The sequence below is a fragment of the Nostoc sp. TCL240-02 genome, from assembly GCF_013343235.1.
In the GTDB taxonomy this organism is placed as follows: Bacteria; Cyanobacteriota; Cyanobacteriia; order Cyanobacteriales; family Nostocaceae; genus Nostoc.
Map to the genome: position 1 here is coordinate 6,610,432 of NZ_CP040094.1, position 13,441 is coordinate 6,623,872.

A 13,441-nucleotide genomic window follows, 5' to 3' on the forward strand; every position below is an offset into this window, starting at 1 on the left:
GCATGGGACATTGGTTATCTACAAATGACCAATGACAAATGACAAAGGACAAAATCTTATGAAATCACAATGGGAATGTTTTCTACAAAATCTCGGTGTATGGGAAGGTTCATTTACCAATTTTTCTCCCCAAGGTATGCTTCTGAAAGATACTTCTAGCCGTCTTTCCCTAGAAGGTTTGAATAATAACCAGACAGTGCGCTTAACTCTGAGTCGTTCGGGAAAGAATGATGTAATCAGAGAATTTATGTCTGTCGGAGGGGGTCTGCTATTTTTTGAAAATGGTTCATTTTCTGAAGGTTTAATTCAGCTAGGGCCATTTTCCGAATTTGGTGGAGAACTCGCTTTTGTTCATGAAAATCGCCGCTTACGTTTGGTGCAACTGTTTGATAAAAATGGTCATCTAAATGGACTAACTCTGATTCGAGAACATTTAGCCGGAACCCCAGCAGCAGAACGTCCCCCTTTGCAGATAAATGATTTGTTGGGAGAATGGCGAGGACAAGCAGTGACAATCTATCGAGATTTGCGATCGCCCGATATTTACTCTACAACTTTGAAAATACAATTTGATGATGCTGGGCGATTAATTCAAAGTACTTCTTTTGGCGATGTCTCACGACAAGCCGCTTCTCTACGAGAGGCTACGCCAACGCGTCTACGCACAATTACCTCAACTGCTACTGTTAAAGGTTCCATCATTCTCTTTGACCAAGATCCCGAAAAGCAGGTACAAGTATTATTGTTACCTGATGGCGCTTCTGCAACTTCTCCTCTAAAGGTGCAATTACGTCAACCCTTATTTCTGGAAGCGGGTTGGTTAATCCAGCCAAATCTGCGCCAGAGGATGATTCGCAGCTATAACGACAAAGGCGAATGGGTTAGTTTGACATTAGTTACTGAAGAAAAATTGTAAGGGATTTGAGAGTGCGATCGCTTATCTCCGATAATTTTGATCAACACTTTATAATTATTTATCCATTTGTAGAACAAATAGCAAGCAGTAGTACAACTTACGTCTCGTAAGGAAACCTTAAATGGTACAAACCCCTGCTAAACCCCTGACTTTAAGTGAATTTCTGGATCTGCCAGAAACAGAACCTGCCAGTGAATACATTGATGGGCGTATCATTCAAAAACCGATGCCGCAAGGAGAACACAGCGCAATTCAGACCGAGTTAGCACCTGCAATTAACTTGATCGTAAAACCCAAACAAATTGCACGGGCTTTCTGTGAGCTTCGCTGTACATTTGGCGTAGGCGTAGCCCGCCGTGGGCATCGCTCAATTGTGCCTGACATTTCTGTGTTTATGTTCGACAGAATTCCCCGTAAAGATAATGGTGGGGTTGCTAACGTCTTCTCAATTGCCCCAAATTGGACTATTGAAATTCTATCTCCCGATCAAAGTCAAACTAAAGTTACTAAAAATATTCTGCATTGCCTCAAGTATGGAACTCAGATGGGATGGCTGATTGATCCTAAAGAACAATCCGTGTTTGTCTATTTGCCAGATCAACCAACAACTTTTTACGAAGAACTAGGAACACAGTTACCAGTGCCAGAATTTGCTAAAGATTTCAGCCTGACAGTAGCAGGTTTATTTAGCTAGTTGCAGGAGTGACCGTTTTTGAACCTGGAAGAAAATGTTGGGTTGATGCTAAGGAACCTAATCTATGGCGAGTGTATACCCTTAATCCCTTCTGATTTCGACTAACGCTTCACCAGATCGCAAAAGCTCTAATGCTTCTGGCAATGTTGAATTCAGAATCTCTTTCAATCGTGCATTTGACGTATTACCACACGTCAACCAGATAACTTGTGGTGGACTTCCAAAACGATCAACCAAGTCAGCAAAGTCACTGTCTTTGGTCATAAAAATAACTTCTCTAGCCCTCGCTGCCTCAAAAATCTCAGGATCTTCGGCATCTCTCAGCCCAACATCACGCAAAGCTAATGCCGTTATGCCGAATGTGATGGTGATCCAAGTTGCAATTGCAGGTGACAGATGTGCATCTACCCAGATTGTCATGCAACCAAAACGGGATGATTGAGCTTACGTGAAGCGTACACAAGTGCTGCTTTAAGATCATCCGCTTCCAGATCGGGCATTTCTTCTAGGATTTGTTCGGCACTCAGTCCTGCCGCAAACAAGTCGAGTACGTCTGATACCCGAATTCTCATGCCTCTGATACAGGGACGACCACCACATTGTTTAGGATTAACTGTAATTCTTCCAAGTAAGTCTGACATAAGGTTTCACTCGGAGATAGTCTTTAACCTAGTATATGTGATGCTTCTCCACATTATGAGCATCAAGAGAATGGAGCGATCACACTTCTCATGGTGGAAGTGGTTAAGATTGTGAGTGGAAAAAGATGTTGGATTTTCTCGCGCCAACTTAACCTACAAGATTAGCGATCGCACTGGTTGCCTTCATCGTATCGTAAACTATCGATGCATCACCAACCGGAAAGAAACCCGGCAGCAGCGCCCATAAAACCACCTACAACACCGCAAGCAGGTGCTAAGACAAGTCCAACACCTGTTGCAGCACATGCCGCAGCCGCTGCCCCAATGCCAACATGCAAACCAACAACTGTTGCTACAAGATGATCAGATGCAACTGGAACAGGATCTTTTGGCTCAGGAGAACGTGGAACAGGATTTTTTGTTTCTGGGGGAATATAAACGGGTTTGAAGATAGCTGGATAGCTCACGGCAATTGCCACCAAGCCAATTCCTCCAAATCCAGCCTGTTTAAGAAATTTTCGTCGTGCTTTTTGCTCAGATGTCAAGACATCTTCAGGTGATTCAGAGACAGATGTTTGAGGATATTTATCCTTACATTCAACTGTTTCAGTCCTAAGTTCCAGAGCAGATAGTGAGGGAGTTTCCGTATCATACATAACTGATTTAATGCCAGACACTTGAGGAGTTTCTGCATCAAGTACAACTGATTCAATCTCAAAATAAGTGTTCTTTTTTCGTGCTTCTATCTCAATAGATTTGACAAGCCGATCAAAGCCATCAACCTTCCAAAAATCTAGCCACTGAAAATCACGCAGACTAATACCGAGATTAGGAAGCTGAATATCTGGTATCTCACAATTATCAAACTTTAATGGAATCAAATAGATTGTTTCAGGAGGCTTCTCGGCATAAGTCTCTAAAGCTAAACGAAATTCTCTCTGGACGTACCCTTCCTTTTGAACAGATCGTTGTGATAGACAGGCGATAAAAATATCACTCTCTCGGATAGCCCTTGGAATTGCAGTACGCCAAGTTTGTCCCGGCAAAATATCTAGCTCATCCAGCCAAGGTTGAAAGCCGTGAGACAGAAGTCGTGAGTGTATATCTCGGACTAGAGCTTTATCTTCAGAAGCATGGGCAAGAAAAATTTTCATTCTCTCTCGGTAACTTACGTCACTAGAGCCACATCTATAAATAAGATTCGATTATCAAAAGATTTTTCGGCTCATGTGTACTTACTTGGCTTGGAATCACGTGCGTGATACATTTGAATCATTCTTACACAATAAAGAAAAGCTGTATTAAGAAGTTTGTCAAGCTTCATACTAAGTTACAGCGACATTTCAACGCTTGCTTAAGTAAAATTTGATATTCTTCATCCTCAACCCGATAAGCACCAAATCTCTCCAAATGAGGATTCATCATTTGGGCATCAAAAAATACAAATTTCCTCTGACGCAATCTTTCTACCAACTTGACCATCGCTACCTTTGAACCTTCGGGAATGCGGTAAAACATCGACTCGCCAATGAAAGCGCCGCCAATAACAATTCCTAAAATGCCCCCAGCTAATTCGTCACCTTGCCAAGTTTCAAAACTATAAGCATAACCACTCTGGTAAAGTAGCCAGTAAATCTTTTCCAATTCCGGTGAAATCCAAGTTGTCTCTCTGTCAGCACAGCCAGCCACCACAGCCTGAAAGTCTCGATTAATCGCCACAGTAAACCGTTCTTGATTCAAAACGCGCTGCAAAGACTTGGGGTAGCGAAACCGCTCATCCAAAGGAATAAAAGTCCGATCGCGACTTCCGTACCAACTCAGGCGATCGCGCTCATCAGCCATGAGAAAATAGCCTTGTGCATAGCCCTCAACAATAGCGGCGATATCATATTGCATAAATAAATATAAAAAAAACACTAGAGAAACGCAATTTGATGTTAACAGTCAACCTCAGCGTTCCTCTGCGTTTCCCTCCGCGTCCCTCTGTGTTTAAAAAAGATGACTCAACCTATTCCACCCATTACCCTACCACCACCTGAAAACCCACTGCTCGAAGGTGAATGGTTAAAAGAGCGTTTACAACGGTGGCTAGATACAGAATTTATCCCCGAAGCAGTAAACCAAAATATTGCTCAACGAGCCGCACAGATTTTTGTGCGTCAACGTATGGAAGGAGAAAACGACCTTGGTTCTCTGGTAATTGCCATTGTCACAGAGATGCAGTCCTATGATTTTTCCAATAGCTTTTATGGAGAGTTTGCGATCGCCAACGCCGTCAGCGATCTACTCTTAGAAAGTCTGGGAATTGATAAGTGTTGCGGTCAATAATATTTTGTCATTTGTCCTTTGTCATTAGTCCTTTGTTATTTACCAATGACCCTTCGGGTGACGCTCCTGCGTCGCTACCGCTTCGCTAACACCAGTTGCTCATGGGGGAAACCCCCAAGACCGCACTGGTTCACCAATGACTAATGACTAATGACTCTTAACTACCAGCTAGACTTAACAACTCCAGGCAATAGACCTTCATGTGCCCATTCTCGTAGCACGTTCCGAGACAACCCAAAATCGCGGTAAACACCTCTAGAACGACCTGTTAACCAGCAACGGTTACGGTGGCGGGTGGGCGCACTATTCCGGGGTAGCTGTTGAATCTTGCGGTGGATTTCCAACTTATCCAAAGGAGATGCTGCACTTCTGAACTCTTCTAAGAGAGCTTCTCGCTTGTCAGCATACTTTTCTATCAGCCTAGTGCGCTTTTTCTCGCGCTCAATCATGCTCTTTTTAGCCATATATTCTCTAACTTCTTTAAAGACACCGTTTTCCATTCTACAGTCTCTCCATCAATTCTGGGATTACTTGTGTCGCTTACCCTACAACTACTGGCTTATTGGCTACAGGACATAAATCAGCAAGCTCACAAGCAACACAAACGGGAGAGCGGGCTTTACAAATAGCACGACCGTGATAAATCAACCCAATTGACCAATTTTCCCAATCAGGTTGCGGCAATAAACCCATTAAATCTTTCTCAATCCGAACGGGGTCTGTATGTTCAGTTAAACCCAAACGGTGAGTGAGGCGCTTGACGTGAGTATCTACTGTCACGCCAGCATTAATACCATAAGCATGAGCCAAAACTACATTCGCTGTCTTCCGCGCTACCCCAGGAAGCTTTAACAACTGTTCCATTTGGTTGGGGACAACAGAGTTAAACTCACTGACAATCATCCGACAGGCGGCTTGAATGTTTTTAGCTTTATTGCGATAAAACCCTGTAGAACGCACCAAGCCTTCTAATTCTACCAAGTCAGCGATCGCTAAACTCGCAGCATCAGGAAACCGATCGAATAAAGCTGGTGTCACTTTATTCACCCGCTCATCAGTACATTGAGCCGACAGAATCGTTGCCACTAGCAATTGTACTGGCGTTGAGTAGTTCAAAGAGCAAGTAGCATCTGGATAAAGACGCTTCAAACGAGTTAAAATCTCTAGCGATCGCTTCTTTTTAGATAACGATTTGCGCGTAGTACTCACTGGAATAATTTTTGCACCCACTCCAATTGACTAGTTAATTGAGTAGTTTCTTTGACGATTAGAAAAATTCCTAAGCCTAAGAGTAATACCAAGCCAGTTTGCATTACACCTTCTTGAATCCGAGCCGGAACAGGCTTACCGCGCAAACCTTCAATCAGCAGAAAAGCTAGTTGTCCACCATCCAAGGCGGGTAAAGGCAAAATATTGATAATAGCCAAGTTGATGCTGATAATTGCCGCAAAAGACAACAAATTTACAGTATTGTCTTCAGCTAATTTTGCACCAATTTTGACAATATTAACTGGCCCAGAAACTTGCCCAGCAGTTTGTTGAAAGTTAGTAATTAACTGACCAAAACCGCTTAGTGTACCAACAAATAACTGTTGGAATCTATTAGCAGCAAGACCAAAAATTTCAAAAGGACTATTAGGACGGCGATAAACTGCTGTCGCATTTGGACTAAGTGCCACCCCAACGACACCTTTGCCATCGGCTCCCAGTTTTGGTGTTAATTTTATGGATTGTTGCTGATTTTCACGCTGGATTTTCAGTTCGATTTGCTGATTGGGATGAGTTTGAATTTCTTTGGTCAGCAAAGGAGTTGACTTATCAGAAGCCGGGAGTTCCTGACCGTTAACAGCCAGAATAATATCTCCTTCCCGAATACCTGCTTGATAGGCAACAGATTCTTGATTAACAGGCTGGACAACGACACCAGCTTGATAGTTCAATTCTTTGGGAATGCCGACGATACCCAATTGCAAAGCCAAAACCAAGTAGGCAAATATTAAATTTGCAATCACACCGGCACTGATGACAATCGCCCGGTCTAAAACTGGACGGTTACGCAGCAGATTTGGGTCATTGGGTGGAATATCGCTATCGGGGTCATCATCGGGAAAGCCCACAAAGCCACCCAAGGGAAAAGCGCGGACAGCATATTCGGTTTGTGAACCTTGGTACTTCAAAAGAACTGGGCCAAAACCCAAAGAAAAACGGTTAACGAGAATGCCTTGAGAACGTGCTGCAACAAAATGTCCCAACTCGTGTACCAAGATTAAAACAGCCAAGACTGCGATCGCTGCTAAAACTGACATAGAGTAAATTAGTGAAAATATTAAGCTATAGTTATCTCTATTCTAATTGGGCATTGTGAATGGGGCATTGGGCATTGGTAAAAGACAAATGACCAATGACAAATCACAAATCACAATACTTCACGTCCCAAATAAGGTTGCAGCGCTTCTGGTATGCTCACCGTCCCATCTGGTTGTTGATAATTTTCTAAAATTGCTGCCATAGTTCGTCCCACAGCCAAACCCGAACCATTCAGGGTATGTACGAACTGAGTTCCTTTCTTCCCCGCCTCCTTGAAGCGAATATCAGCCCGTCGTGCCTGAAAATCTATAGTATTGGAACAGCTAGAAATTTCGCGGTATTTGCCAGAAGAGGGCAACCAAACCTCTAAATCATAAGTTTTGGTAGAGGCAAATCCCAAATCTCCAGTACTTAAATTTACGACTCGATAAGGCAACTGCAACGCCTGTAAAATCGCTTCTGCATTCGCCACCAATTTCTCCAATTCATCAAAAGACGTGCTAGGTTCAACAAATTTCACCATTTCCACCTTGTTGAACTGATGTAGGCGAATTAACCCCCGCATATCGCGTCCATAACTACCAGCTTCGCGGCGAAAACAGGGAGTAAAAGCGCAGTGATAGATAGGCAAATCTTCAGCAGCGAGAATTTCACCCCGGTAGAGATTTGTAACTGGAACTTCCGCCGTTGGAATCAGCCATAAATCATCATCGGCGCATTTAAAGCTTTCTTCCGCAAACTTGGGTAACTGACCGGTCGCTGTCAAAGATTCGGTATTCACTAACAGAGGCGGACTAACTTCCACGTACCCAGCTTGAGTATGGAGAGTCACCATAAATTGAATTAATGCCCTTTCCAATGCCGCACCAGCGCCTACCAAAGCCACAAAGCGGCTTTGGGCAACTTTTACAGCCCGTTCAACATTGAGAATACCTAGCTTTTCGCCAATTTCCCAATGAGGGAGAATATTTGGATTTTGGGGAATATACTCATCACCCCAACGGCGCACTTCTACGTTATCTTCCTCATTCTTCCCAAGGGGTGTAGAGTCACTTGGTAAGTTGGGAAGTGCTAACACAAGTTGAGCAATTTGAGCTTTGAGGTCTTTTTCCTGGGGCTCCAGTTCGCTCAACGTCGCTTTGACAGAGTTACCTTCATCGCGCAAAGCTTTAATTTCTGGGTCTTGAGAATTAATCCCAGATTTAATCTTCTGCCCGACAATTTTACCGATTTCGTTGCTCCGAGCTTGGAGTTGACTGCGTGTCCCCTCTAGTTCCCGTTGTTGCCGATCTAACTGTAGAATCGGTTCAATGTCGTATTTACCACTACGACTATTCAATCGTTCTTGAACTAATTGCGGATTTTCCCGTATTTGCTTAATATCCAGCACAGATTTTTCTCAGTTTCTAGCCTAAAATCTTCCTGTCAATACAGTTAACACATTAAGCATTTAGCATATAGTAATTTTGGTTTGCTGTGACTGGAAAAACAAAGTTTATTGCAAAAATTCAGTCTCAATCTCGGAATCAAGATTTTTCCCTAGCATTACTGCTAGGACTAAGAAACCATATATTGCATTTAACCAATCATAAACTTGGGCGAAACGCCCGCCCCGCCACCGCTAATAGAACTCATACTAAGGTCGGTTAATCCGATTGAGTAGCCACAGTGAGGCTATAAGCCCTGCAAAATGTGCTGATACAGTGTTGGTATTTGCCTGTACGACAAGCATATCTAGACCGCTAATAATACGGGTAGGGTCAAAAAATTGTGTAGTTATAGCTTGAGGAGATATGGATCTTGCTACCAGTGTACCAACGATCGCTTGCGCGCCTAAAAGAGTCACCAGTGTTCCGCCTAAATTTACCCACAGCCCTAAGCGTAATACTTGCACAGTCTCACTTTTGCGAGGGCGGTTGCTGGGATTGGAGGATTCCAATTGCTTGCCAATTCTCGTGTAACGATAAGCTAAATAAATACCTCCACTTAAAACAACCAGTCCACAAATTGCTAAAAATACGCCAAAGCCAGTCCCAGGATTATTACTAGGACTGCCAGTTCTTTGATTAAAGATGGCGAATAACAACACAATTATGCTAGAAACAACGCCTAGTACTAGCTGAATCCAGAAACTAATCCAACCTGTAAGGCGAAAGGTTTGGGCAATTGCCCGCAGAGAAGATGATGGAGCATCGGGAGTCTGTGACATATATAGAAGATTGCCAATGTGCCAGGCACTTTCAAAGGACACAAAGACACAAAGACAAAAGTTTAATCTAAGGAAGCCTTAGCTCAAAAGTTCGGAGAACACGGAGAACTGTTTTGAGAGGTATCGTACTCTACGTCTCTATCTCTCCGAGAACACCAATTCAGTCAGAACTTACGTAAATAATTGCCGAAAAGAAGGATTTTCAAGTAGGGCAATTCATAAATTGTCCCTACAGCAACTAGTTTTGCGTAAGTCCTATCAGTAACGAATCATGTCTCCCCAATCTCTTATCTTTTAGTCAAGGAGGCGGGGGATTAGGTTTTTGATTACTGAATCGATGCTCTAGTCTTTGCGTCTTCTTTGATAAATTTACTATCACATTTACCAAATGCGATAAGAGATTCTCTTGTCCAGCAAATCAGTAATGCGTACTACTTAAGTGTGTCCACCGCCGTAGCAGCTTTACACCACACATATCCCATAGCTTAAATTCTTATGATTTGCATTGGGAAAATCACTGTAAAACAAAGTGTTTATTAAGTTTTACAGACAAAATTGCATTTTACCTGTAAAATTTCTTCGATGGCATTTTATTGCTTAAGCATTTCTAACTAGCTTGGCATTACTTAACACCAAGATAGTCAGAAACCTCACGCCTAAAAGCTGGGGCTTGGCATTTGCCTTAATCCGATCAGACTAAGTATCTTCTGTACTAAGTGAATTTGCTACTCTCTGTTAGCTCCTCACCACACCGTATCAAGCTTGGATTAGGGTACATTTCTTTGTGTCCCTAAAACTCGCAACTCTTCCCACAACTTCACAAGCGTGGATAATCGTTTGGTATTTACGCTTTGGAACTCTAGTCTAAGTAGCATTATATATATTACTCACTTGGCAGTAGCACTGTATACTGACTACAAGGATTGTAGACCTTACCATAAGGCATTTTTTTAGCCATTCACTAACCATGAAACTTGAGGATATATATCAATTCTTTGAAAATCCTCCGCCAACTTACCTTTGTCAGGAAGTAGCAGTTTGTTACATACTGTCTGTTTTATTACAAGGTGAATCCTACGGAACCGAGTTGATTGAGCAATTAGAAACTGAATACTCAACCTATAGGCTTTCGGATACTGTGCTTTATAGTGCAATCAAATTTCTGGAAGACCAAAAGGCAATCACTGGATATTGGAAGAAACTGGAAGGACGAGGACGACCCAGGCGGATGTACCAAGTTTCTCCAGAATGGCAAGTTCAAGCGCAGGATTTAGCTTTGCAATGGCTTAACTACATCAATAAGAGGACAAAGTAACGAATAATTGATAATGAATAAGTCTCCTCCAGTCAAACAATAACAATCAGTTATGGATACTGCTATTCTGCCATCTACGTTCCTGCTAACCTTGTTGTTATCGGTTGGGCTGTTTTTCTTTATTCGTGCATCGACTAAAGACCGCATACAAACAGTGCAACTGGTATCTGAGCAAGACGAAGCTGCTTTAATGTCTCAATTAAAAGAGTATTTTCGCTCCCGGTCTTACCAAGTGGCAGAGGTAGACCGAGAACAAAACAAAGTGACTTTTGAAGGGAATGTTCGCCCCAGTTGGTTTTTAGCTATATTTTTAACTCTGCTGGCAGCGACTGGGATTGTTTGTCTCTCACTGGTCGTATACCTGCTTTTTCCTAACCTCAGTCCCCTTGTTCTAGTTATGGTACTGCTGTCGCCTTTAAGTGGCCTGTTTTATTGGAAAAAATCTGGAAGACTTGAGAAGGTGTCACTCAAAGTAGAAACAACTCAGACCGAACAAACCTCCTCAAGTAAGATCACTGTAGTTGCCCATCGAGATGAACTCAGTGAGTTACAGAGAACTCTACAGCTTAAGGCTGGTGAATAATTGTTGGTTTTTTTAACTATGATATGCAGACTTCTGACCTGATCTAATCTTTAGGCAATGAAAAGTAAGAAGGAGGAAATCAAGACTTCTGCTTTGTCAATTTTCCCCACGACTTATATCGTGGGGAGAAATTTAAATTAGTTAACTTAAATTCGTTGACAGAGCTTGGTTAACAATTCACGGCATAAGAGCGCAACTTCACTAGCGCTTTTGGAGGCGCTTGGCTCTATACCCACTCCCTTCTATATCATGACACTAGTATCAACCCATGCAATTTAGCGTGTTTTGAGACTAGTTTATTTTCCAACTACCTGGACTAGCCTTACTGGCAAATCAGCTCCAAACTAAAAAAAAATTAAATTTTGCATAAACTTAGCTATTTTGCCAGTTAATGATAGTCAGGAGCCACATTCAATGTGTAAGATGACCATCTATGGTTCACCGGCTAGCTAAAGCAAGAGGTTCTTGACCCGGCGAGGGTTCTAATACCCTCAAGCTCGGAAACAAGAAATGGTTTTCTTCTACGTATTGAGCACCAAACAGTCCCTTTTCTGCCCAGAAATAACGATCTGTTGTGTGTTCATTTCGCTTTACGAGTAGCAACGCAGGTGGCAAAATCCCTTCAGCTTGAATGAATCTTCTCGCTGCTGTCACAGGTTTTTCTTCGCCACTTTCGATGCTATATTGAGGCACGTGTTCCAAAATCCGCCGTCCTTCTTGACGACGGCGACTTTTCCTTTTGCGTCTCCTTGCCAACCTATTGTCCTCCTCTTTCAAGCTATAGATTGTAGTGTTAGCTACAAAATCCGTCGTCATTATATAAGTTCTAGTTCAAAATATCAATAGTTTTTAACCTTTTCATGCAAGAAAATTAACATCTTTGAAAATAGATAAAACAAAGTTACCTCAGAAAATAATTCCTTGGTACAAACCTTTCATGTAGAAGATTTTAGTTAAGCTTTTTAGTTAAGCTTTATTGAATGGGTGAGGTAAAAATTAAGTATCCTCTCTTATCATCATGCCTCAAAATCTGTAATCTTGAGCAAGAGCTAAAAAATGTTAATGTCTGCCAGTTCCGATTTTATTGCTCTGTGTCGAGAGCAAATAGCGCTGCTAACCCAAGGGCTGGGAGCAACTTTAAGTATTGTGTACCTGACACAAGAATTGGTAGAGACTCCTTCTGGTGAGGCCAAACTGATTCCTGTGGTAATTTACCCAGAAACAGCATTATTACCGCCAGGGGAAGAGATGGCTGAGGCGACAGTACACAAGCAACTTCAAGTTGGAAATGTATTTATATTACCCAACGATCGCAGAAGGTTATTGACAGCAGAATCGGAATCTCCAAGCTCATCACAGGAGTCTGAGGCATCTCAACCCCATTTAAAAGAGGAATACCTCTTTAGTGGCAACCAAATTGTTTTACCTCTAGTTTATGAGGGTGTGATGATGGGGTTATTGGTGACGGGTAGGCAAGATCGGTCATGGAATGAACATGAGGAAAGTCAGATTCAACAGATAGCCCAAACATTAGCGATCGCTTGTATTTTAGATCAACGCCGGGCATGGTTTGAGCAGCAGTTACATGAGCAACAAATTCTCCAAGAAAAACAGCGAGATTTGCTAGATAACCTGTTGCATCAGTTTCGTAACCCATTAACGGCATTGCGGACTTTTGGGAAACTGCTATTGAAAAGGTTGCGGCCAGGAGAAGCCAACCGGGATGTAGCAAATAGTATTGTGCGAGAAAGCGATCGCCTCAAAGAATTGCTGCAACAATTCGATCAAGTAATTGACTTGACAGAAACAGATTTAGCACCACTACACCTGCCCGAACATGAAGTATTTGTGGAAGCAACTATTCAAAAATCCGCTAAACCACCACTATTATTGCCGGGAACAGGAGATAAAGCAGTTGATTGCTCCTTAGCAGATATATTAGAACCATTATTAATATCAGCCAAAGCGATCGCCCAAGAGCGAAAGCTAAAAGTAATAACTGAAATTAAACATAATTCACCCCTAGTACGTGCCAACATCAAAGCATTACGAGAGGTTTTAAATAACGTCATCGATAATGCTTTGAAATATACTCCCACTGGTGGCAAAATTTTGATTCAGGCAGGGCAAGAAAAAGCTAATTTTCAGGGAATTGTAATTAGTGACAACGGACCTGGGATTCCACCCGAAGATTTAGAACATCTTGGAGAACGGCATTATCGCGGTGTACAAGCGCAAACAGAAATCCCTGGCACAGGTTTGGGGTTAGCGATCGCCAAACAATTAATAGAGCAAATGCAGGGTGAAATCGAGGTTTTCAGCCCTGCAATCAACTCTAAGCTAACTTCACCCAATGCACCGGGGACTACTTTTATTATTTGGTTGCCGGAAGTTCAAATTTAGTCATTTGTCATTAGTTAGGAGTCATAAGAGAAGAACTTTCTGTTT

The 13,441-nt window shown here is 42.3% G+C and carries 16 protein-coding genes; 6 read left to right on the top strand and 10 right to left on the bottom strand.

Translation table 11 applies throughout. The features are described from left to right. Nucleotides 1–58 precede the first annotated feature (58 nt). Nucleotides 59–916, top strand: a complete 858-nt coding sequence (locus FBB35_RS28210) for a DUF3598 family protein (protein WP_174712391.1) — start codon at nucleotides 59–61, stop codon at nucleotides 914–916. Between the two features lie 121 nt (nucleotides 917–1,037). Continuing rightward, the gene (locus FBB35_RS28215; RefSeq protein WP_174712392.1) at nucleotides 1,038–1,610 is read left to right on the top strand and encodes a Uma2 family endonuclease; all 573 of its coding nucleotides are present in this window, start codon (nucleotides 1,038–1,040) and stop codon (nucleotides 1,608–1,610) included. Between the two features lie 81 nt (nucleotides 1,611–1,691). On the opposite strand, the gene FBB35_RS28220 is transcribed toward FBB35_RS28215, so the two are convergent. From FBB35_RS28220 to aat, 4 genes are all read right to left on the bottom strand, one after another. After that, nucleotides 1,692–2,030, bottom strand: a complete 339-nt coding sequence (locus FBB35_RS28220; RefSeq protein WP_174712393.1) for a DUF5615 family PIN-like protein — start codon at nucleotides 2,028–2,030, stop codon at nucleotides 1,692–1,694. After that, entirely contained in the window at nucleotides 2,027–2,251 is a 225-nt protein-coding gene (locus FBB35_RS28225; RefSeq protein ID WP_174712394.1) for a DUF433 domain-containing protein, read from the bottom strand. Before FBB35_RS28225 ends, FBB35_RS28220 begins: the two co-directional genes overlap by 4 nt. A gap of 209 nt (nucleotides 2,252–2,460) precedes the next feature. Next, a complete protein-coding gene (locus FBB35_RS28230; RefSeq protein ID WP_174712395.1) occupies nucleotides 2,461–3,405 on the bottom strand; it encodes a toll/interleukin-1 receptor domain-containing protein in 945 nt (314 codons plus the stop codon). 166 nt (nucleotides 3,406–3,571) lie between these two features. After that, the gene (gene aat / locus FBB35_RS28235; RefSeq protein ID WP_174712396.1) at nucleotides 3,572–4,147 is read right to left on the bottom strand and encodes a leucyl/phenylalanyl-tRNA--protein transferase; all 576 of its coding nucleotides are present in this window, start codon (nucleotides 4,145–4,147) and stop codon (nucleotides 3,572–3,574) included. A 102-nt stretch (nucleotides 4,148–4,249) separates the two neighbouring features. On the opposite strand from aat, the gene FBB35_RS28240 reads away from it, so the two are divergent. After that, nucleotides 4,250–4,579 carry a hypothetical protein gene (locus tag FBB35_RS28240; protein ID WP_114081874.1) on the top strand — a complete coding sequence of 110 codons (330 nt, stop codon included), beginning with the start codon at nucleotides 4,250–4,252 and terminating at the stop codon, nucleotides 4,577–4,579. Between the two features lie 161 nt (nucleotides 4,580–4,740). Here FBB35_RS28240 and rpsN read toward each other — a convergent pair whose 3' ends face one another. The 5 genes from rpsN to FBB35_RS28265 form a co-directional block, all read right to left on the bottom strand. Then, nucleotides 4,741–5,043 carry a 30S ribosomal protein S14 gene (gene rpsN, locus FBB35_RS28245; protein ID WP_012410383.1) on the bottom strand — a complete coding sequence of 101 codons (303 nt, stop codon included), beginning with the start codon at nucleotides 5,041–5,043 and terminating at the stop codon, nucleotides 4,741–4,743. Nucleotides 5,044–5,119: 76 nt separating this feature from the next. Further along, nucleotides 5,120–5,809, bottom strand: coding sequence for an endonuclease III (gene nth, locus FBB35_RS28250; RefSeq protein ID WP_174712397.1), 690 nt, complete (start codon nucleotides 5,807–5,809; stop codon nucleotides 5,120–5,122). Next, nucleotides 5,785–6,885, bottom strand: a complete 1,101-nt coding sequence (rseP, locus tag FBB35_RS28255; RefSeq protein WP_174712398.1) for an RIP metalloprotease RseP — start codon at nucleotides 6,883–6,885, stop codon at nucleotides 5,785–5,787. The genes nth and rseP overlap by 25 nt, the downstream gene beginning before the upstream one ends. A gap of 110 nt (nucleotides 6,886–6,995) precedes the next feature. Further along, nucleotides 6,996–8,276 (bottom strand): serine--tRNA ligase, encoded by a 1,281-nt coding sequence (gene serS / locus FBB35_RS28260; protein ID WP_174712399.1) that lies wholly within the window; start codon nucleotides 8,274–8,276, stop codon nucleotides 6,996–6,998. Nucleotides 8,277–8,522: 246 nt separating this feature from the next. Next, on the bottom strand, nucleotides 8,523–9,095 hold the full coding sequence (locus FBB35_RS28265; RefSeq protein ID WP_174712400.1) for a DUF3611 family protein: 573 nt from the start codon (nucleotides 9,093–9,095) through the stop codon (nucleotides 8,523–8,525). A 967-nt stretch (nucleotides 9,096–10,062) separates the two neighbouring features. On the opposite strand from FBB35_RS28265, the gene FBB35_RS28270 reads away from it, so the two are divergent. Together FBB35_RS28270 and FBB35_RS28275 are read left to right on the top strand one after the other, a co-directional pair. Further along, entirely contained in the window at nucleotides 10,063–10,410 is a 348-nt protein-coding gene (locus FBB35_RS28270; RefSeq protein WP_174712401.1) for a PadR family transcriptional regulator, read from the top strand. A gap of 52 nt (nucleotides 10,411–10,462) precedes the next feature. Continuing rightward, nucleotides 10,463–10,993 carry a cofactor assembly of complex C subunit B gene (locus FBB35_RS28275; protein ID WP_174712402.1) on the top strand — a complete coding sequence of 177 codons (531 nt, stop codon included), beginning with the start codon at nucleotides 10,463–10,465 and terminating at the stop codon, nucleotides 10,991–10,993. 438 nt (nucleotides 10,994–11,431) lie between these two features. On the opposite strand, the gene FBB35_RS28280 is transcribed toward FBB35_RS28275, so the two are convergent. Then, entirely contained in the window at nucleotides 11,432–11,749 is a 318-nt protein-coding gene (locus tag FBB35_RS28280; RefSeq protein WP_041566316.1) for a DUF3155 domain-containing protein, read from the bottom strand. A 300-nt stretch (nucleotides 11,750–12,049) separates the two neighbouring features. Here FBB35_RS28280 and FBB35_RS28285 point away from each other — a divergent pair, with 300 nt between their 5' ends. After that, nucleotides 12,050–13,396: an ATP-binding protein gene (locus tag FBB35_RS28285; protein WP_174712403.1), complete on the top strand. Its 1,347-nt coding sequence runs from the start codon at nucleotides 12,050–12,052 to the stop codon at nucleotides 13,394–13,396. Nucleotides 13,397–13,441 lie beyond the last annotated feature (45 nt).

What these genes read in the sequence shown, in the direction of transcription:
- FBB35_RS28240 (WP_114081874.1), top strand. Translation starts at nt 4,250, where the DNA reads ATGACTCAACCTATTCCACCCATTACCCTACCACCACCTGAAAACCCA.
- FBB35_RS28225 (WP_174712394.1), bottom strand. Translation starts at nt 2,251, where the DNA reads ATGTCAGACTTACTTGGAAGAATTACAGTTAATCCTAAACAATGTGGT.
- FBB35_RS28210 (WP_174712391.1), top strand. Translation starts at nt 59, where the DNA reads ATGAAATCACAATGGGAATGTTTTCTACAAAATCTCGGTGTATGGGAA.
- FBB35_RS28220 (WP_174712393.1), bottom strand. Translation starts at nt 2,030, where the DNA reads ATGACAATCTGGGTAGATGCACATCTGTCACCTGCAATTGCAACTTGG.
- aat (WP_174712396.1), bottom strand. Translation starts at nt 4,147, where the DNA reads ATGCAATATGATATCGCCGCTATTGTTGAGGGCTATGCACAAGGCTAT.
- FBB35_RS28275 (WP_174712402.1), top strand. Translation starts at nt 10,463, where the DNA reads ATGGATACTGCTATTCTGCCATCTACGTTCCTGCTAACCTTGTTGTTA.
- FBB35_RS28230 (WP_174712395.1), bottom strand. Translation starts at nt 3,405, where the DNA reads ATGAAAATTTTTCTTGCCCATGCTTCTGAAGATAAAGCTCTAGTCCGA.
- rseP (WP_174712398.1), bottom strand. Translation starts at nt 6,885, where the DNA reads ATGTCAGTTTTAGCAGCGATCGCAGTCTTGGCTGTTTTAATCTTGGTA.
- FBB35_RS28265 (WP_174712400.1), bottom strand. Translation starts at nt 9,095, where the DNA reads ATGTCACAGACTCCCGATGCTCCATCATCTTCTCTGCGGGCAATTGCC.
- FBB35_RS28270 (WP_174712401.1), top strand. Translation starts at nt 10,063, where the DNA reads ATGAAACTTGAGGATATATATCAATTCTTTGAAAATCCTCCGCCAACT.
- FBB35_RS28215 (WP_174712392.1), top strand. Translation starts at nt 1,038, where the DNA reads ATGGTACAAACCCCTGCTAAACCCCTGACTTTAAGTGAATTTCTGGAT.
- FBB35_RS28285 (WP_174712403.1), top strand. Translation starts at nt 12,050, where the DNA reads ATGTTAATGTCTGCCAGTTCCGATTTTATTGCTCTGTGTCGAGAGCAA.
- rpsN (WP_012410383.1), bottom strand. Translation starts at nt 5,043, where the DNA reads ATGGCTAAAAAGAGCATGATTGAGCGCGAGAAAAAGCGCACTAGGCTG.